Source organism: Mesorhizobium sp. B2-4-7, from assembly GCF_006442685.1.
In the GTDB taxonomy this organism is placed as follows: domain Bacteria; phylum Pseudomonadota; class Alphaproteobacteria; order Rhizobiales; family Rhizobiaceae; genus Mesorhizobium.
On sequence record NZ_VFVH01000006.1, the window covers coordinates 195,865 to 215,328 of the forward strand.

15 protein-coding genes are annotated in these 19,464 nt (G+C 64.3%); 6 read left to right on the top strand and 9 right to left on the bottom strand.

The window, feature by feature from the left end; all coding sequences use genetic code 11:
• Positions 1-8 precede the first annotated feature (8 nt).
• On the bottom strand, positions 9-905 hold the full coding sequence (locus FJ946_RS18385) for a dienelactone hydrolase family protein (RefSeq protein WP_140567329.1): 897 nt from the start codon (positions 903-905) through the stop codon (positions 9-11).
• A gap of 367 nt (positions 906-1,272) precedes the next feature.
• On the opposite strand from FJ946_RS18385, the gene FJ946_RS18390 reads away from it, so the two are divergent.
• A complete protein-coding gene (locus FJ946_RS18390) occupies positions 1,273-1,707 on the top strand; it encodes a hypothetical protein (protein ID WP_140495278.1) in 435 nt (144 codons plus the stop codon).
• Between the two features lie 29 nt (positions 1,708-1,736).
• Here the strand turns inward: FJ946_RS18390 and FJ946_RS18395 are convergent, their stop codons facing one another.
• Positions 1,737-4,052, bottom strand: a complete 2,316-nt coding sequence (locus FJ946_RS18395; protein ID WP_140567331.1) for a glucose/quinate/shikimate family membrane-bound PQQ-dependent dehydrogenase — start codon at positions 4,050-4,052, stop codon at positions 1,737-1,739.
• 182 nt (positions 4,053-4,234) lie between these two features.
• On the opposite strand from FJ946_RS18395, the gene FJ946_RS18400 reads away from it, so the two are divergent.
• Positions 4,235-6,931 (top strand): UvrD-helicase domain-containing protein, encoded by a 2,697-nt coding sequence (locus FJ946_RS18400; protein WP_140567334.1) that lies wholly within the window; start codon positions 4,235-4,237, stop codon positions 6,929-6,931.
• Positions 6,932-7,117: 186 nt separating this feature from the next.
• Here FJ946_RS18400 and FJ946_RS18405 read toward each other — a convergent pair whose 3' ends face one another.
• The 3 genes from FJ946_RS18405 to FJ946_RS18415 all read right to left on the bottom strand — a co-directional run bounded on the left by FJ946_RS18405 (position 7,118) and on the right by FJ946_RS18415 (position 11,533).
• On the bottom strand, positions 7,118-7,432 hold the full coding sequence (locus FJ946_RS18405; RefSeq protein WP_140567336.1) for a hypothetical protein: 315 nt from the start codon (positions 7,430-7,432) through the stop codon (positions 7,118-7,120).
• 123 nt (positions 7,433-7,555) lie between these two features.
• Positions 7,556-9,109 (bottom strand): trimethylamine methyltransferase family protein, encoded by a 1,554-nt coding sequence (locus FJ946_RS18410; RefSeq protein ID WP_140567339.1) that lies wholly within the window; start codon positions 9,107-9,109, stop codon positions 7,556-7,558.
• A 12-nt stretch (positions 9,110-9,121) separates the two neighbouring features.
• The gene (locus tag FJ946_RS18415) at positions 9,122-11,533 is read right to left on the bottom strand and encodes an FAD-dependent oxidoreductase (RefSeq protein WP_140567341.1); all 2,412 of its coding nucleotides are present in this window, start codon (positions 11,531-11,533) and stop codon (positions 9,122-9,124) included.
• A 312-nt stretch (positions 11,534-11,845) separates the two neighbouring features.
• On the opposite strand from FJ946_RS18415, the gene FJ946_RS18420 reads away from it, so the two are divergent.
• Positions 11,846-13,336: an esterase-like activity of phytase family protein gene (locus FJ946_RS18420; protein ID WP_140495266.1), complete on the top strand. Its 1,491-nt coding sequence runs from the start codon at positions 11,846-11,848 to the stop codon at positions 13,334-13,336.
• 166 nt (positions 13,337-13,502) lie between these two features.
• The gene (locus tag FJ946_RS18425; protein ID WP_140495264.1) at positions 13,503-14,975 is read left to right on the top strand and encodes an MATE family efflux transporter; all 1,473 of its coding nucleotides are present in this window, start codon (positions 13,503-13,505) and stop codon (positions 14,973-14,975) included.
• A gap of 12 nt (positions 14,976-14,987) precedes the next feature.
• On the opposite strand, the gene FJ946_RS18430 is transcribed toward FJ946_RS18425, so the two are convergent.
• Both FJ946_RS18430 and FJ946_RS18435 read right to left on the bottom strand, forming a co-directional pair.
• A complete protein-coding gene (locus FJ946_RS18430; protein WP_140567344.1) occupies positions 14,988-16,196 on the bottom strand; it encodes an MFS transporter in 1,209 nt (402 codons plus the stop codon).
• A gap of 197 nt (positions 16,197-16,393) precedes the next feature.
• A complete protein-coding gene (locus FJ946_RS18435) occupies positions 16,394-16,798 on the bottom strand; it encodes an SH3 domain-containing protein (RefSeq protein ID WP_140495260.1) in 405 nt (134 codons plus the stop codon).
• 237 nt (positions 16,799-17,035) lie between these two features.
• Here FJ946_RS18435 and FJ946_RS18440 point away from each other — a divergent pair, with 237 nt between their 5' ends.
• A complete protein-coding gene (locus FJ946_RS18440; RefSeq protein WP_140495258.1) occupies positions 17,036-17,611 on the top strand; it encodes a TMEM175 family protein in 576 nt (191 codons plus the stop codon).
• A gap of 4 nt (positions 17,612-17,615) precedes the next feature.
• Here the strand turns inward: FJ946_RS18440 and FJ946_RS18445 are convergent, their stop codons facing one another.
• A complete protein-coding gene (locus tag FJ946_RS18445; RefSeq protein ID WP_140567346.1) occupies positions 17,616-17,897 on the bottom strand; it encodes a hypothetical protein in 282 nt (93 codons plus the stop codon).
• A 158-nt stretch (positions 17,898-18,055) separates the two neighbouring features.
• On the opposite strand from FJ946_RS18445, the gene FJ946_RS18450 reads away from it, so the two are divergent.
• Positions 18,056-18,922, top strand: a complete 867-nt coding sequence (locus tag FJ946_RS18450; protein ID WP_140567349.1) for an SDR family NAD(P)-dependent oxidoreductase — start codon at positions 18,056-18,058, stop codon at positions 18,920-18,922.
• Positions 18,923-19,001: 79 nt separating this feature from the next.
• Here the strand turns inward: FJ946_RS18450 and FJ946_RS18455 are convergent, their stop codons facing one another.
• Positions 19,002-19,442 (bottom strand): low affinity iron permease family protein, encoded by a 441-nt coding sequence (locus FJ946_RS18455; protein WP_181165307.1) that lies wholly within the window; start codon positions 19,440-19,442, stop codon positions 19,002-19,004.
• Positions 19,443-19,464 lie beyond the last annotated feature (22 nt).

Consider the following 19,464-nt stretch of genomic DNA (forward strand, 5'->3'; position numbering starts at 1 on the left):
ATCCTGTTCTAAGCCAGTTTCTCCTTCAGGAAGGCGACGGTCCGGCCCCAGGCGAGATCAGCCGCCTTCTTGTCATAGCGCGCTGCCGAAGTGTCATTGTTGAAGGCGTGATTGGCGCCTTCATAGACATAGACCGTGTATTCGACATGCGCGGCATCGAGTTCCTTCTTGAAGGCGGCGATGCCGGCATTGGTGCGTTTGTCCAATCCGGCATAGTGCAGCAGCAGCGCCGCCTTTATCTTGGAAACGTCCGCGGCCTTCGGCTGCATGCCGTAGTAGGCGACGCTTGCCGCCAGATCAGGCGCGTTGACGGCGAGCATGTTGGCCGTGCCGCCGCCCCAGCAGAAACCGACGACACCGACCTTGCCGTTGCCTTCCTTGTCGGCCTTGAGGAAAGCCACCGTCGCGACGCCATTCGCGACGGTCTGCGCCGGATCCAGCTTGGTAAACATGTCGCGCGCCTTGTCCTCGTCGGCGGGCGTGCCGCCGAGTGGCGATAGGAAATCCGGAGCGAGCGCCACGAACCCCTCCAGCGCCACGCGCCGGGCGACGTCGCGTATATGCGGGTTGAGCCCCCTGTTTTCGTGGATGACGATGACGGTGCCGAGCTTGCCCGCCTGGTCCGCCGGCTTGACCAGATAGCCCTTCATCTCGCCGCCGGCGCCGGGATAGGCGATGTCCTGGCCTTTCACGCGGGGATCGTTCTCGGCGACGATGGCCGCCTGGGCGGAGTTGGCAGCCAGCATCGGCGCGATCGCCGCGGCCGCCGCCCCGGATCCCGCAAGCCGGGTCAGTTGCTCCATGAAGCGGCGGCGATCGAGTGTCAGATGCGTGTATTCGTCATAGGCGTCGATCATCGCCTGGGTGATCCCAAGCTTTGCTGGTCTGGCGGCTGCTTTGGTCATGGCGCATTCCTCGGCTTCAGGCTTCAACACCGGAGCTACATAGGGGCGCGGCTGGCCCGGTCCAGCCTGGATGAGCGCAGCGGCAAGCATCGGCCGCAGCCAGTGAAGCCGGCAACGCCGGCGCCCGCCCCATCACTTTTTGGTCATCGCCGATAAATCCTGGCGGCACTGCCCAATGGTAAGGGAAGCTGCGTGCTACCGATGCCCGTCCCATCCCGTCCCGACCAGAAGGACACCCGCCGATGATCATGCCTATCCTCACCAGCGCGTTCGTCCTTGCCCTGGCTGCCGCTCAGGCATTACGCTTCCGGCTTGTGGACGCAGGCAGGCGGTCGATGATCGAAATTTCCAAATTTGAGGTGAGACCATGAACGTCCAGGATATTGTCAACACCGTCTCGCAAAAGGCGGGCCTCGACCAGGCAACGACCGAGAAAGTCGTCGGCACCATCTTCTCGGTGCTGGAGCACGAGGCGGAAGGCACCAACGTCTCGGGTTTCTTCGCCAAGATTCCCGGCGCCGACGATCTCGCCCGCCAATACGACGTCATGGCCGCCGGCGCGGCCGGCGGTGGCGGCCTGCTGTCCTCGTTGCAAGGCGCGCTGGGCGGTGTTCTCGGCGAAAAGGCCGGCGCACTGATCAACGGCGTCGCCGCGCTCAAGGCCTCCGGCCTCGACATGGCGCAGATCAGGCAGGCTGGCGCCACGCTGATCCAACAGGCCGAAGCCGCCGCCGGGCCTGACCTCACCAACGAAGTGCTCGGCTCGGTGCCAAGCCTGAAGAGCCATCTCGGAATCAGCTAGGGCGCGATCCTGCGAGACCGCACCCGTTCCTACTTCGGCAGCGCATACGCCATCACGTAATCGCCGGGCTTGGTGCCGACCGAGCCATGGCCGCCGGCGACGATGACCACGAACTGGCGCCCGTCAGCCACCGTATAGGTCATCGGCGTCGATTGCCCGCCGGCTGGCAGGCGCGCCTGCCAGAGCTGCCTGCCTGAGGTCAGGTCGTAGGCGCGCAGGTAGTCGTCGACCGCGGCGCCGAGGAAAGCCACCCCGCCGGCGGTGATCATCGGCCCGCCAATGCCGGGCACGCCGACCTTCAGCGGCAAAGGCAGCGGCGTCATGTCGTAGACCGTGCCGTTCCTGTGCTTGTAAACGATCTGTCCGGTCCTGAGGTCGGCGCCGGCGACATAGCCCCATGGCGGCGCCTGGCACGGAATGCCGAGCGGCGACAGGAACGGTCCCATCACCACCGCATAAGGAGCGCCGTCATTTCGGTTCAGCCCCTGCTCGCTGCCCTTGGCGTCGCCTGGCGGCGGCACGTCCGCGCGGGGCACAAGCCTGGAGGTGAAGGCGAGATAGGTCGGCATGCCGAACAGCACCTGCCGGACCGGATCGACCGCCACGCCGCCCCAGTTGAAGACGCCGAAATTGCCGGGATAGACCAGCGTGCCCTGCAGCGATGGCGGCGTGTAGCGGCCCTCATAGCGCAGCCTGTGCAACGCAATCCGGCACGCCAGCTGGTCGAACATGGTGATGCCCCACATGTCGGCATCGGTCAGCGGCGGCGGATTGAAGGAAAGGTCCGACACCGGCTGCGTGGGCGATGTGTAGTCGCCTTCGATGGCGCCGCCGGGCGCCGGCACTTCCTTGACCGGGATGACCGGCTCGCCGGTGCGCCGGTCGAGCACGTAGAGGTCGCCCTGCTTGGTCGGCCCGACCAGCGCCGGCACGACCGTTCCGTCGGTCTTGGTGATGTCGACAAGGCTCGGCTGCGCCGGCACATCCATGTCCCAAAGGTCATGATGCACGGTCTGGCGCACCCATTTCAATTGCCCCGTATTGAGGTCGAGCGCGGTGATCGAGGAGGAGAATTTCTCGACATTGGCGCTGCGGCCGGCGCCGAGCTGGTCCGGCGTCTGGTTGCCGAGCGGTATGTAGAGCAGACCGAGCTTTTCGTCGGCACTCGGCGTCGACCACATGTTGGGCGAATTGGCGGTGTAGGTCTGGCCTGCCGCCAGCGGCGTGGTCTGGTCGGGATTGCCGGAATCCCAGTTCCAGATCAGCGCCCCGGTGGAGGCATCGAAGGCGCGGATGACGCCGGACGGCTCCTGCGTCGAATAATTGTCGTTGACCGCGCCGCCGACGATGATCTTGCCGCCCGATATCAGCGGCGCCGAGGTCGAATAGTAATAGCCGGACTTGGGATAAGGCATGCCGGTCAGAAGGTTCAGCGTGCCGCCTTCGGCAAAGGACGGACAGACCTGACCGTTGGCGGCGTCGAGCGCGATCAGCCGCGCGTCCGAAGTCGGCAGGTAGACACGCGCGGCGCAAGGCTGCCCGGCACCGATCTTGGCGTCGGCGTAGTAGGAGACGCCGCGGCAGGTCTGGTGCTGGCGGTCCTTGTCGAGCTTGACCTGGGGATCGTAGCGCCACTTCTCCTTGCCCGTGGCGGCGTCGATGGCGATGGCGAAATTGTGCGGCGTGCAGATGTAGAGCGTATCGGCGATCTTCAGCGGCGTCACCTGATAGGTGGTCTCGCCGACATCGTCGGGACCTTTCACGTCGCCGGTGCGATAAGTCCAGGCCGGCTGCAGGTTGGCGACGTTCTCCGGCGTGATCTGGTCGAGCGGCGAATAGCGCTGGCCATAGGGTGTACGGCCGTAGAAGTGCCATTCGCCGGCAGGTATGTCGCCGCCTAGATCGGCCGCCGGGGTCACCTTGTCGGTGTCGAGATTGCCGGCAATATCCTTGGGATCGGTCGTCATTGAATAGCCGGCGACCGCCAGCGACGCCAAAACGGCGAGAATGAGCGGCGCGCGGCCATCGGGACCAACAAGGCCCCGCCTCGCCCACGGCGTCAGCAGCCACAACGCGACGAGCACGATGATGCCGCCGCGCGGCCCGAGTTCCCACCAGTCGAAGCCGATTTCCCAGACCGCCCAGGCAAGCGTGCCCAGCACGATCGCGGCGTAGAGCCAGAGCGCGGTGGATCTGCGCCGGTAGAGCAGCCATGCTGCGATGAGGAAGGCGATGCCTGATATGATGTAGTACCAGCTACCTCCCAGTGAAGCCAACCAGATGCCGCCGGCGCCAAGCGCGAGGCCGATGAGGAAGAGGATGAGGGAGGTGATGGTGACAGCCAAGATGATACTCCTTCGACTGTTGCGCGCCTCGAGGCGGCGGTGGGCAACAGGATCCCCTCCCTGCCCTTTGCGCAGCTTTCCCTCACCCGCCCTGCCTGTCAAGCAGGCGGGAAACAATCAGGAGTGGAACAAAACGTAGACAGTTCTGGTCTTTCTCCACCGAATCACTACATTCGGGGGCGATGTCCGGCTTTTCCGAAGACATGCCCTTTTTCGATGAACCCGATCCGCGGCCCACCGCCCCGTCGGGCATCGCCGCGCGCGCCATGGCTGCCCGCAGCGGCCACAACAACGCGCCCGACTATCTGAAGGGGCTGAACCCCGAACAGCGGCTGGCGGTGGAGACCACCGAAGGCCCGGTTCTGGTGCTGGCCGGCGCCGGCACCGGCAAGACGCGCGTCTTGACCACCCGCATCGCCCACATCCTGGCGACCGGAAAAGCCTTTCCCTCGCAGATCCTGGCCGTGACCTTCACCAACAAGGCCGCGCGCGAGATGAAGCAGCGCATAGGCATCCTGATCGGCGAAGGCAATGTCGAGGGCATGCCCTGGCTCGGCACCTTCCACTCGATCGGCGTCAAGCTCTTGCGCAGGCACGCCGAGCTTGCCGGGCTGAAATCCGACTTCACCATCCTCGACACCGACGACGTCGTGCGGCTGATCAAGCAATTGATCCAGGCCGAGGGCCTTGACGACAAGCGCTGGCCGGCCAAGCAGTTCGCGCAGATGATCGACGGCTGGAAGAACAAGGGGCAAGGCCCGGCCGATATCGCCGAGGGCGATGCGCGCAGTTTCGCCAACGGCAAGGGCCGCGAGCTCTACAAGGCCTATCAGGAGCGCCTGCAGACGCTGAACGCCTGCGATTTCGGCGATCTGCTCTGCCACCCTATCCGCATCTTCCGCGCCAATCCGGACGTGCTGAAGGAGTATCACAAGCGGTTCAGATACATCCTGGTCGACGAGTACCAGGACACCAACACCGCGCAATACATGTGGCTGCGGCTCCTGGCGCAGCGGCCAAATAGCGGGCGTAGCGCGACGTCTACGGATTTGCATTCGGCCGAAGGCCGCAAGCCTGACCGGGCGTCCGAGCCTTTGCGAAGCCCCTCCCGCGACGCCGAAGGCGCGCAGAAAAGAGGGGTCGGGCCCGCGCCGGCAGGCGCGGAACAGCCCGTGAGCGAAAACAAAGTAAACATCTGCTGCGTCGGCGACGACGACCAGTCGATCTATGGCTGGCGCGGCGCGGAGGTCGACAACATCCTGCGCTTCGACAAGGATTTTCCCGGCGCCACCATCATCCGGCTGGAGCGCAATTATCGTTCCACCGCGCATATCCTCGGCGCCGCTTCGCACCTCATCGCCCACAATGAAGGCCGCTTCGGCAAGACGCTGTTCACCGATCGCGACGATCCCGAGGACGGCAAGGTCAACGTCCACGCCGCCTGGGATTCCGAGGAGGAAGCGCGCGCTGTCGGCGAGACCATCGAGGCTTATCAGCGCCAGAAGCACAATCTCAACGACATGGCGATCCTGGTGCGGGCGTCCTTCCAGATGCGCGAGTTCGAGGACCGCTTCGTCACGCTCGGTCTCAACTACCGCGTCATTGGCGGCCCGCGCTTCTATGAGCGCATGGAGATCCGCGACGCGCTTGCCTTCTTCCGCGTCGTCGCGCAAGGCGCCGACGATCTCGCCTTCGAGCGCATCGTCAATGTGCCCAAGCGCGGCCTCGGCGAAACCACCATCCGCCAGATCCACGACACGGCCCGCGCGCTGCGCGTACCGATGTTGGAAGCCGCCGCCAAGCTCGCCCAGAGCGATGAATTGAAGCCCAAACCGCGCGCCGCATTGCGCGAGGTCGCGGCCAATTTCGAACGCTGGCAGAAGGCGCTGGAAACCACGCCGCACACCGAACTGGCCGAGACCATCCTGGAAGAGAGCGGCTACACCGACATGTGGAAGAACGATCGTTCGGTCGAGGCGCCCGGCCGGCTGGAGAACCTCAAGGAGCTGATCCGCTCCATGGAGGAGTATGAATCGCTGCGCTCCTTCCTCGAACATGTCGCTCTGGTCATGGATGCCGAGCAGAACGTCGAACTCGACGCCGTCAACATCATGACGCTGCATTCGGCCAAAGGCCTCGAATTCGAGACCGTTTTTCTCCCGGGCTGGGAGGAAGGCCTGTTCCCGCACCAGCGCGCGCTGGACGAAGGCGGCCGTTCCGGCCTGGAGGAGGAGCGCCGGCTGGCCTATGTCGGCGTCACCCGTGCCAAGAAGAACCTGCACATCTGGTTCGTCTCCAACCGCCGCATCCACGGCCTGTGGCAATCGACGATTCCCTCCCGCTTCCTCGATGAACTGCCTGAAACCCATGTCGAAGTCGCCGAAAGCGGCAACTCCTATGGCGGCTACGGCAATTCCTATGGCGGCGGCTCGTTCGCTTCCGGCCGAGGCGGCCAGGGGGCAGGAAGACAGAACCCCTATGGCGCCTCGCGCTTCGACAATGTCGGCGCCGAAAAATCCGGCGCCTTCTCCAACAGCTACGCCACGCCGGGCTGGCAGCGGGCGCAGCAGAACCGCACCGAGGCGACCGATCGCAACTGGGGCTCGCGCTCCGGCCACCAGGTCGAGCGCATCGGCTATGGCGAGACCGACAGCGGCTACGGCGCCGGCCGCACCTCGATCAAGGGCCGCACCATCGACGGCGAGTTGGTCGCCAAATCCGTCGCCGACACACCGTCTCCGTTCAACGTCGGCGACCGCGTCTTCCACCAGAAATTCGGCAACGGCAACATCGCGGCCATCGAGGGCAACAAGCTGACCATCGACTTCGACAAAGCCGGCCAGAAACGCGTGCTGGACGGATTTGTCGCGGCGGTGTGAGAAAAATGGACACTGGCTCGGGTAAGGAGCTGGCCGAAAAATCCTGAGGTTTTCTTGTGAAAATCGAAGTAGATTTTGATGCTAATTATATTTGCGATTTCACAGCTAAAATTGATTGGAATCAATTCCAATAGCGTGGACGTCCGGAGTGAAAGGAACTTTCGGTAACCACCCGGGCCGGACCGCTCAATCCACCTTCTTCTCGCCCGCCTCGCCGGCCTTGACGATATCGCCGGTGGTGAACAGGATTTCCTTCAGTTCCGCGCGCCAGTCCTGCTTCCGACGCAGCAGGAATTCGAGGTCCATGCCGAAATGCTTGAACTCCTCGCCTTGCGCGTTCTTCATGATGGCGCGGGCCTGCGGGTCCTTCTCCACCGACATGCGCTGTTCATACCAGGAGATCGCTTCCGCTTCCTCGATCAGCGAGGTGATCATGCGGGCGAAGGTTCGCACCTCCTGCGACAATTCTTCGGGCGGTTCGTGGTACTGATCGAAACCCATGTGGTCGTCCTCCCTCAATGGCTCGCAATGCGAGCAGGCACCGGCCGTGCCATGAATGCATGAGAGGTGCAGCGGGTTCCGGATCGCACCCACAATTCAGGACGATGAGAGGAATAAGCTATCTCACGACACCGGCGCCGCCCCGCCCTGTTCGGTGCGGCGCGCGATGAAATCATCGAGCACAGCCGACGTGGCAATGGCCGTCGCCGGCGGCTCGAAATCGGCGAGGATGCGCTTCCAGATACCGGTGGCGCGTTCGGTTGCGGTCTTGGAACCGGCCTGCGTCCAGTTGCCGAAATTCGACCAGTCGGCCACCAGCGGCTCGTAGAAAGCGGTGCGGTAGCGCGCCATGGTGTGGCCGGCCGAGAAGAAATGGCCGCCCGGCTGCACTTCGGCGATTGCCTCGAAGCCGATGGCATCGTCGTCGCCGGGCGTGGCGGCGCACAGTTCAGCCACCGTCTGCAACGCCTCGATGTCGGTCACCAGCTTTTCGAAGGAAACGCTCAGCCCCCCCTCCAGCCAGCCGGCGGCATGGATGCACACGGTGGCGCCCGCCAGCACCGAGCCCCACAGCGCAAACTGCGTCTCATGCGCCGCCTGCGCATCGGAGATGTTGGCCGCGCTGCCGCCGCCCGAACGCCACGGCAGGCCGGTGAAGCGCGCCAGTTGGCCGGCCCCCAGCGTCGCCTTGATATGTTCCGGCGTGCCGAAGGCCGGCGCGCCCGATTTCATGTCGACATTGGAGGAGAAGGAGCCGTAGACGACAGGGGCGCCCGGCCGCACGATCTGCGCCAGCGTCAACCCGGCCAGCGCCTCGGCATGCTGCAGCGTCAGCGCGCCGGCCACCGTGATCGGGGCCATCGCACCCGCCAGGCAGAAGGGCGTGATGATCAGGACCTGGCCCGCCCTGGCGAAGTCGATGATGCCTTGCGCCATCGGGATGTCGAGCTGGCGCGGCGAATTGGTGTTGATGACGGTGTAGCAATGGGCGCCCGAGCGGAACTCGTCTTCGGACAGCCCGCGCGCCAACCTGATCATGTCGAAACTATCGTCGACCTGCGGGGTGCCGCGCGCGAAGATGAAGGGAAGCTTGTCCGACAGGGTCAGTTGCGCCCGGTTGACGGCGTAGTGGCGAAAACGGTTGTCGATGTCCTGCGGCTCGACGCAAGGTCCCAGCATGTGCAGCACGTCGAAATGCTGCACCAGCTTGATGAACTCCTCGAAGGCCGCCAGTGTGCCTGGTCGGCGGCCGCGTTCGAGGTCAGTGACGTTCGGCGCGCCGCACCCGGCCAGGAAGGTCATCGACCCGAGTTCCAGCGTCAGATCGCGGGAGCGGTCACCGGCATGGGTCTGGATCGATTTTGGCGCCGAGGCCAGTGCGGCCGCCACCATGTCGCGGCCGATCCGCACCATGTCGGTTTCGGGGTCGATCAGGGCGCCGGCGCGAGCGAGCAGGTCGCGCGCCTGCGGCAGCAGAACCTTGATGCCCAGCTCTTCCAGCACGCGCAGCGCCGTGTCGTGGATCGAGGCGACGTGGTCGTCCGAAAAGATTGGCTGCGGCAGGAATGGGTTCTTCAGAGAGCGGTAATTGGGCCGGCGGCTGCTCTCGCTGCCGGCCTCGCCGATGCGTCCTCGCCGGCGCTCGCGCCTGCCTTCGCGTGCCGCGTCATCGATCATCCCGAAACCTCCTCATTGCCGCATCGCCTTGCCCAAGGGATCGTAGGGCGAAGCCGGAATGACACGCGCCGGCCGCTCGGTGCCGACAATGTGCACGCAAAGCGCCGTTCCTTCCTCGGCAAAATCGCCATCCACCAACGCTAGCGCGATGCTCTTGCCGATCGTGTAGCCAAAGCCGCCGGAGGTGACGAAGCCGACGCGCCGAGCGCCGTGCCAGACCGGCTCGAAGCCGCTGGCGTCCGCGTCGATGGCATCGACTTCCAGCGTCACGATCCGTCGTGCAACACCGGCCTTGCGTTCCTTCAGCGCCGCCTCGCGGCCAATGAAATCGCCCTTGTCGAAAGCAATGAAGCGGTCGAGCCCTGTCTGGCCGGGCGTGTAGCCTTGCGTGAATTCACGCGACCAGATGCCGAAGCTCTTTTCCAGCCGAAGCGCGTTGAGTGCGTAATAGCCAATCTCGGCGAGGCCGAGATCCTCGCCGGCGGCAAGCAGCGTTTCGCGCAATGTGGCATGCATGGTGGCCGGGCAGTTGATCTCGAAGCCGAGTTCGCCGGCGATGGAGAGGCGAGCCATCCTTGCCCGCACCATGCCGATGTCGAATTCGCCGCATGCCATGAATGGCAATGCTTTGGGGGAGATGTCCTGCTGCGTCGTGCGCTCGACGATCTTTCTGGCATTGGGGCCGGTGACCAGAAAGCCCGACATCGCATCTGAAATATCGGTGACGCAAACGCCTTCAGCCATATGCGCTTCGAACCAGCGCATGTGGAATTCGCGCAGATAGTAGGAGCCCATCAGCCAGTAGTCGCCATTGCCCCAGTTGAAGACGGTGAGATCGCCCTTCAGCCGCCCGTCCGGCCCGAGCATCGGCGCCAGCCTCGCCTGTCCCGCCTTCGGCAGCCTGCAGGCCAGCAGCCTGTCGAGCCAAGCCTCCGCGCCCGGTCCCGTGATCGCGTAGCGCGCATAGGCCGAGATATCGATGAGGCCGGCGGCGCGCCGGACTTGCAGCGCCTCGTCACCGACGATGTCGAAGGCGTTGGAGCGCCTGAGCGTCGTCTCCTCGCGGAATCCCATCGGCGCGAAATAGGCGGGGATTTCCAGCCCCCAGGAAGCCGTCCATTCGCAGCCCGCCGCACTCATGCCGTCATAGGCGCCGGGGCGTTTCAGCGGCCGGCCCGCAGGCAGCCGTTCGTTGGGAAAGGTCATGACGAAACGACGAGAATAAAACTGTCGCGTCGTCTGCCTGAGATATTCCCGGTTTGCGGCGAAGGCGCCGTAGCGGGCGATGTCCATGCCGAAAATGTCGGCCTGCGGCTCGCCGTAAATCATCCACTCGGCCAGCGACTTGCCGACGCCGCCGCCCTGGCTGAAGCCGGCCATGACGCCGCAGGCAACCCAGTAATTCTTCAGGCCGCGCACCGGCCCGACGATCGGATTGCCGTCCGGGGTGAAGGTGAAGGCGCCGTTGACCCATTTGCGGATGCCTGCCGTCGCCAGGCAAGGGAAGCGCTCATGCGCCTTGGCAAGTTCCGGGCCGATGCGGTCGGTGTCTTCGGGGATGAGCTCGATGCCGTAATCCCACGGCGCGCCGTCCATGTTCCAGTGCTTCGGGTTCTGCTCGTAGACGCCGAGCAGCACGCCCTTGCGCTCCTGCCGCAGATAGGAAAAGCCGTCGAGATCGACGGCCAGGCCGATCTCCTTGTCGAGGGCAGCGACTTCCGGAATGTCCTCGGTGACGAAATAATGGTGCTCCATCGGCGTCACCGGCAGTTCAACCCCGGCCATGCGGCCGAGTTGCTTGGCCCACAACCCGCCGGCATTCACGACATGCTCGGCGGTGATGGTGCGTTGCTCTGTGACGACATCCCAATGGCCGTCGGCGCGCGCCTTCAGCTCGACCACGCGGTTGCGCAGGATCACGTCGGCGCCGCGCTTCTTGGCGGCACCGACATACGCATGCGTCGTGCCGTAAGGGTCGAGATGGCCCTCGTTGGAATCGTAGAGGCCGCCAAGCACGCCGGTGACGTCGACGATCGGGCAGATTGCCTTGATCTCGTCAGGCGTCACCAGCCGGGCGGTCTCGATGTCGACCGACTGGAATACCGCCCAGGCCGATTTCAGCCACTCCCAGCGCGCCGGATCGCTGGCTATGTTGACGCCGCCAGTCATGTGCAGCCCGACGTCCTGGCCGGATTCGGCCTCGATCTCGCGGTAAAGGTTGATGGTGTAATCCTGCAGCGCGGCGACATTGGGGTCGGCATTGAGCGCGTGGAACCCCGCCGCCGCATGCCAAGTCGACCCCGCCGTCAGTTCGGCGCGCTCGATCAGCGCCACATCCGACCAGCCGAACCGCGCCAGGTGATAGAGCACCGAAGCGCCCACCACTCCTCCCCCGATGACGACTGCGCGGTAGTGAGACTTCAAGGCTTCCCTCCTCCACGGACTGTTCGAAACCGGAACCATATACGTACTGTACATGAGTGTCTAGTACTACGAACAGCTCCTGGACGCTGTCGAACCTGTGTCGGAACGATCGATTTTTTGGCGCGGCCGCACTTCCCCAGCAGCGTCGCGGCGGGCCGACGCGAATGCGTCACCAACTGTCATGCAAGCATCATGTTCGCGCCTTAGACCGCTTGCCGAGGGCACAAGCGGCCCTCCAGGGCGGCAGCCTCGCCGCCGCCAGGCAACCTCAGAATTCCGCCGTCCCGGCGCTTTGTCATCAAGGGGATATCCATGACGCATCTACGCTCATTCTCGTTGCGGCTGCTGGTCGCCGCGCTGGCGGCCTCGGCCGTTTCGCTGCCCGCCTTCGCCGACAGCTCGGCCAGCGTCGGCGGCGCCAGTTTCGTCAACAAGGGGCTGGTGGGGGTTGGCCGCATCCCGGCCGGCCAGCGCGACAGGTTCGGCGAGACCTTCGGCTCCGGCTCCGGCATGTCGATCGACACCGCGGGCTGGACGCATGATGCCGGCACCTACAGAGGCTCGCTGTGGCTGCTGCCCGACCGCGGTTATAACGTCGTCGGTACCACCGACTACCGGCCGCGCCTCAACACGATCAACATCGAGTTCGCCCCGGTGGCGCCAGGTGCCGCGCCCGCGGCCGGCCAGGAGCAGACCGGCGTCAAGGCGACGCTCGCCGACACCATGCTCCTGACCGACGACAAGGGCGCCGACGCCAGCGGTCTCGACCCGCTGAACGGCGTGCGTCCCGCCGCCGGCGACATGCCTGTCCTGCCGCAGGCCGACAATGGCAAGCTCGCGCTCGACAACGAGGCGATCGTGCGGCTGCCCGACGGCACCATGCTCGTCTCCGACGAATACGGTCCCGACATCTACCGCTTCTCCGCCGACGGCCGTCTGATGTCGGCGACCCAGCCTCCGGCCGCGCTCGTGCCGATGCGCCACGGCACGGCCAACTTTGCTTCCGACAATCCGGGCCCAGGTGCTGCCGAACCCGACCCAAAGGATCCCGAAACCGGCCGCCAGAACAATCAGGGCCTCGAAGGCATGGCAATGACGCCGGACGGCAAGTTCGTGATCGCGGTTTTGCAGTCGGCGACCCGGCAGGACGGCGGCGATTCGGCCTCGACGCGCCAGAACACCAGGGCGCTGGTCTATGACGCCTCCGATCTTGCCCATCTCAAGCTGGCACATGAATATGTCGTGCCGCTGCCGGTGTTCAAGGACGCCAAGGGCAAGACCAAGGTGGCTGCGCAAAGCGAGATCGTGGCGCTGTCGGACACGGCTTTCCTGATGCTGGCGCGCGACAGCGGCAATGGCCAGGGCCTGAAGGGCGAAGAGTCGCTGTATCGCAAGATCGACATTGTCGACCTTTCCGGCGCGACCGACATCGCCGGCGGTCCCTTCGATGCCGCCGACAAGCCGGTGGCGCCCAAGGGCGTGCTCGATCCGTCGGGGACGCCGGCAAGGCTGACGCCGTTCATCGACATCAACGACAAGGCCGAGCTTGCCCGCTTCGGCCTGCACAATGGCGCGCCCAATGACAAGGACAACCTCTCGGAAAAGTGGGAAGCGATGTCGCTGGCGAGCGTGCTCGATCCGAAGCTGCCCGACGACTATTTCCTGTTCGTCGCCAACGACAACGATTTCCTCGCCCAGGACGGTTTCCAGGTCGGCGCGCCCTACAAGGCCGAGGACGGCGCCGATGTCGACACCATGTTCCTTGTCTTTCAGGTCACGCTTCCCGGCCTCGCCAGGAAGTAAGCATCTTGCCGGAGGCGCCAGGCGGGCCTCCGGCCCGACAAGCATGATCGGATGCACGACGGCGTGCCTTACCCGCCATCGCTCCTTTCTCCAGGGTGCATCCCGGTCGGGCCTGCGGTATCCTGCGTGCCGGACTCAAAAGAACCAGCTTTGCCGGATTGCCGCCATGGATGAAAAGATGCCCGCGCGCCGGCGCACCGGTGACCTGACCAGCGGCCCCATTCCGCGCACGCTCCTGCTGTTCGCCCTGCCGGTGCTCGGCTCCAACGTGCTGCAATCGCTCAACGGCTCGGTCAACGCCGTCTGGGTCGGCCGCTTCCTCGGCGAATCCGCGCTCACCGCCACCTCCAATGCCAATCTGGTGCTGTTCCTCATCCTCGGCACGGTGTTCGGCATCGGCATGGCGGCCACCATACTGGTGGCGCAATCGGTCGGCGCCCGCGACCTACCCGAGGCGCGCCGCATCGTCGGCACCAGCGCCACCTTCTTCTTCTTCGTCTCGGTGCTGTTCGCCGTCTGCGGCTGGATCTGGGTAGACGCCATTCTGGGCGCGCTCGGCACACCGCCCGACGCCTTGCCGCTGGCGCGCTCCTATTTGCGCATCATCTTCGTGGCCGTGCCGATGATGAACCTTCTGTCCTTTGTGATGACGGTGCTGCGCGGCGCCGGCGATTCGCGAACGCCGTTCTTTTTCATGGCGCTCGCCGTCGTGCTCGACATCATCTTGAACCCACTGCTCATCCGCGGCATCGGGCCGTTTCCAGAGCTCGGCATCGCCGGCTCGGCAACCTCGACGCTTGTCGGCCAGACGGTGAGCGTCATTGCCATCCTGATCGTGCTCTATGTCCGTAAGCACCCGCTGCGTCTGGCCGGCGCCAATCTGGCGCTGCTGCGGCCGGATCCCGCCTTGCTGCGCGTCGTCGTTTTCAAGGGGGTGCCGATGGGTTTGCAGATGATCGTGATTTCGGCCGCGGCCCTGACGGTGATGGGCATCGTCAATTCCTACGGTTCGCAGGTGGCCGCCGCCTACGGCATCGCCGCGCAGTTATGGACCTACATCCAGATGCCCGCGCTCGCCATCGGCGCGGCCGTGTCCTCGATGGCGGCGCAGAACGTCGGCGCCGGCCGCTGGGACCGCATCAGCCGCATCGCAGCGTCAGGCGTCGGCTTCAACCTGGTGCTGACCGGTGCTCTCGTGGCACTTCTATGGGTCTTCGATCGCTCGATCCTCAGCCTGTTCCTGAGCCGCGACAGCGCGGCGATAGACATCGCCGCTCACATCAACAACGTCGCGTCCTGGTCGTTCATCCTGTTCGGCGTCACCATCGTGCTGTTCGCCACCGTGCGCGCCACGGGCGCCGTGATGCCGCCGCTGGTCATCCTGGTGATCTCGGTACTGGTCGTGCGCACCGGCTTTGCCTATTTCATGCGAGATGTGATCGGCGAGGAGGCGCTGTGGTGGAGTTTCCCCGCCGGCTCGATCACCTCCCTGCTGCTGGCCGCGGCCTATTACCGTCTCGGCGGCTGGCGCACCCTGCACATGATCGAGAACAGGCCGGCCGCCGGCGAGCCGCCCGACACCGGGCTCGGCGTGCCGCGCCAACGCGCGCATTTTTCCCCAGAGACGCCGAACGGCTGAAGCTGGCCGCTCTCAAGGCCTGTTTTTCAACCCAAAGCCCAGCGCGACCAGCGCAAACACGATGATCATCGCGGCGAACGCCAGGCTGGCCGCGATGGGGCTGGCATAGGTCGAGATGATGCCAATGCCGATGACGGGCAAGGCATTGCCGATAAAGCAGCAGATGAAGAAGCTGGATACCACTTCCGCGCGGCGATCCTCCGGTGCGATCTCGTTCACCACCTGCAGGCTGCCACGATAGCCGAGTGCGGCCGTCACGCCGCAGCAGGCGGTGGCGGCGATCATCAGCGCCATCGACGCCAGCATCTGCGCCGCCACCACCATGAGGATGCTGGGAATCATCAACGTCAGCGCGGCCAGCATGGCCTTGCCGCTCTGCATTTGCTTCAGCGCAACTATGCTGAGCGCGGTGATGATCGCCAATTCGAAGAACAGCGCACCGGCGACAGCATGGTTCGTCTCGTGCAGTTGCTGCGCCAGGATGCTTGGCGCCACCGCGGCATAGAAGCCGACCAGCGCCATGGCGCCGAAACCGGTCACCGCCGGCGCGACGAAGCGCGCGCGGATTTCATCCGGCACGGCAAAGTGCGGCCGCATGGAAATCTGCCCGGGGCCGCCAGGCTCCGCCACCGTTTCGCGTGTACGCCAGACCAGGATGGAGACGAATACAAGCGCCGCCAGATAGACGATGAAGACCAGGCGCAAGGGCCACGGTTCATACTGCGCCAACAATCCCGAGACGAGTGCGCCGAAACCGAGGCCCAGGAAATTGGTGCTGGTGGCAATGACGCTGGCGCGCGCCTTGTCAGCGCCGGGGAGAAGCTCGGCGATCCATGCCGTTCCGGTCCCCGCGCCGACACCGATGCCAAGCCCGCTCAGGACGCGCGCCACATCGAGCAGAACGACATTGTTGGCGAACAGAAAGACAAGCGCGCTGGCGATGGCGACGATCATGGCCGCGAGAGCGGCAGGCCGGCGCCCAACGACATCCGACGCGCCGCCCAACATCAGCAGGGCGCCGAGATTGCCGACGACATAGACCGCGTAGACCAGCGTTAGCGTGATCTGTGAAAAGCCGAATTGCTGCTTGTAGATGATGTACAGCGGCGTCAGCACCGTGCTGCCGGCAAACAGAACGGCGATCATTGTGGCGACCACCGGGATTGCGAGAGCCTCGCCGCCTGCTTCGTTGCGCGTATGCGCCAAGTCACGAATGGCCATGGCCAAACCTCTTCATCAGTTTCAGGGATCGCGACCTTAACGCGCCCTTACTCCCGACGTTCCGGCCGGCCGGCGGGCTCCTGACAGCATGACGGACGTTGTCTGGACCGGGAAACCCGTTGGCTGAACAGGCTCGTGTCGGAGCCGATGGTTCCGATCCGTCACGACATCCTGTCGTGTGACCCCGCTGCAATCCGTTATTTGCAGGAGAAACCTGGTGCGATCTTGCACTTCCCGGGACGCGGTTTGTGCGGTGGGCGATGGTGCGGAGGACGGTGCGGCCGATGCTGCCAGTGCGGCGGACCATGCGGCGGGCGCACGATGATCACCGGCGGGCGAACGACATGGGCCCGCGAGAGATAGCCGGAACTGGCCCAGCCGCTGAAGCCGCCGCCATGGATTCTGCACCAACCCGGTTGGCAGCCGGTGACGTTCACCCTGTAGCCGGCTGGCAGCGTCCCCACCTTGGCATATCCCGACCCGGGCCCGGAGCGCACGTTGAGGTTGGTGGTGGTGTGGGCGCTGTAGGCGAACGCGGCGGCCGACGTGCCGAGGATGGCGGCCAGAATGGTCGCGAGGCAGAGCAGAAATCGAAATCTCATCCGTCACCCCATTCGATCGCTCGGCCTTATGTGATTCAGCCGAGCCTGTCTTCGATGGAGGACTGTGGCAAGAAAAGTCAACAATTTGCCACAGCAAACCATTGCCGCGAGCCGGCCTGGCGGGAGAGTTTCCCCTGATATAGTTGAGAAATTTCCCGGATGGCGTTTATCGGCCTGACAACATCAGCTAACGATTTAGCATCTTCAACGATCGACACCGGACATAGGGCGCAAATCATGGGCAAAGGCAGGGTCGAGGCATTCACCGACGGCGTCGTGGCCATCATCATCACCATCATGGTGCTTGAACTGAAGGTGCCGCACGGCGAGGATCTCTCGGCCTTGCTGCCGCTATGGCCGATCTTCTTCAGCTACGTGCTGTCCTTCATCAACGTCGGCCTTTACTGGAACAATTTGCACAATATGTTCCACACCGTGCAGCGGGTCGACGGCCGCGTGTTGTGGGCGAACCTCAATCTCCTGTTCTGGCTGTCGCTGATGCCGGTGACGACGGCCTTCATGGGCGAAAACCATTTCGCGCCGGTGCCGGTCGCCGTCTACGGCGCCGATCTTGCGCTGTGCGCCATCGCCTACTTCATTCTCGTCGTGACGCTTCACCGATTGCACGGCAACGATACGGCCTTTGCCAGGGCGATCGGCAACGACCGCAAGGGCAAGATCTCGCTTGTCGCCTATCTCTGCGCCATCCCGCTGACCTTCATCAGCCAGTGGATCGGCGTCGCGATCTATGTACTGGTTGCCCTGGTCTGGCTTGTGCCGGACCGGCGTTTCGCACGCGTGATCGAAAAATAGGGATCTATTGGCGCATCGCTTTCAGCTTCTCGGCCACCGACGCGGCAAGATCGGCGTAGCGCTCTTCCAGCCGTTCCGCCGCCTTGATGACCGCAAAGTCATGGCCGAACTTTTCCAGCGCCATGCGCAGCTTCTCGACGAAATCCGCCTGTTTTTCCAAGGCGGAAAACAGCGTCTTCACCTGTGCTTCGTTGATCTCGGGGTTTGCCAGCATCTGCGGCACTTCGCGGCTCATCTGATCGCCAATGGTGGTCTGCTGCTTCAGGATTTCGATCCAGTCCGTCAATCGGGAAATCTCCTTTTTGCGAGGCACCATGCGCAGTCTCGGCTGGACCGGTCAACCCGGCCCAGCAGGCTGCTGAAGCGCAGCCAGGCGCGTGGAGGCTTGCGCCAGCCCGCTCCGGCGCTAAGTTCGGCGCCATCGCAAGAAGGAATCCGCCGCCCATGCTGACCGACGCAGAACTCCAGACCGCTTTGCCCGCGCTTGGTTCGGGCAATGCCGCCGTCATTACCGGTGCTGCCAGCGGCATTGGTCTTGCGGCCGCGAAGCGGCTGGCTCTCATGGGCATGAAGATCGTGCTCGCCGATATCGCCGGCCCGCGTCTTGAGGATGCGGCCCGTGTTGTTTCCGCGATCGCCGGCGACGATGCCGTGCTGGCCGTCGCCGCCGACGTTTCGAAGGCACAAGACGTGGATCGTCTCGCCGAAAGAGCCTTTGGCGCCTTCGGCAATGTGTCGCTGCTGATGAACAATGCTGGTGTCGGCAACAACCCGGGCAAGCCGTGGGAGAACCGCGACACTTGGAAGCAGCTGCTGGACATCAATTTCTGGGGTGTCGTGCATGGCGTCGAAGCCTTCGTGCCCCGCATGCTGGGAGCCCGCCAGCCGGGTCTGATCGTCAACACCGGCTCCAAGCAAGGCATCACCACGCCGCCTGGAAACCTTGCCTACAACGTCTCCAAGGCCGGCGTGAAGACCTTTACCGAGGGACTGGCGCATGCCCTGCGCAACGAACCGGGTGCCCATCTGTCGGCGCATCTGCTGATCCCGGGCTTCACCTATACCGGCCTGACCGAGGGTGCGACCGAGAAGCCGGCCGGCGCCTGGACCGGCGAACAGGTCATTGATTTCATGCTGGAATCCCTGACAAAGCGCGACTTCTACATCCTGTGCCCTGACAACGAGGTGACGCGTCCGCTGGATGAGAAACGCATGGCCTGGGCGATCGGCGACATCATCGAAAACCGCCCTGCTCTGTCGCGCTGGCACCCCGACCACAAGGATGCCTTCGCGGCATTCATGAAGCAATGAGCATGTCCGAAAAATGAGAGCCGGTGTTCGGATCGGGTCGCATTCGAGCAACGACGGAACCCTTGGGGGTTAACCGGTTTCAGCCGGTGCTTCGAGCCACCTGCTTTTTCGGTTTGCTCTTTGACGCCACGGCTTTCTTGGCAGCTACGGCCGCGATTTTCTCGTCATGCCGCTTCGCTGCCCGCTCGCATTTGGCACGGATCTCCTGGACCTCGGCTTCGGTCAGATGCTCGATACCGATGAAGGTGTTCTTGGCTTCGCTGACCCGGATCAACTCGTCCAGTTTGGCCTGGATTGCCGCGCCGTCTCGATTCTGGGTGTTTTGGATGAGAAACACCATCAGGAAGGTGATGATCGTCGTCCCGGTGTTGATCACCAGTTGCCAAGTGTCCGAGAAGGCGAAGAGTGGGCCGCTTACTGCCCAGATGATGACGATCAGGCAGCAGAGTGCGAATGTCGGCGACAGCCCCGCAAGGTGGGCTACCCGGTTGGCGATTTTGGTGAAGAGCTTCTCGATCATGGGGTCCCTCAAACAGCGCCGC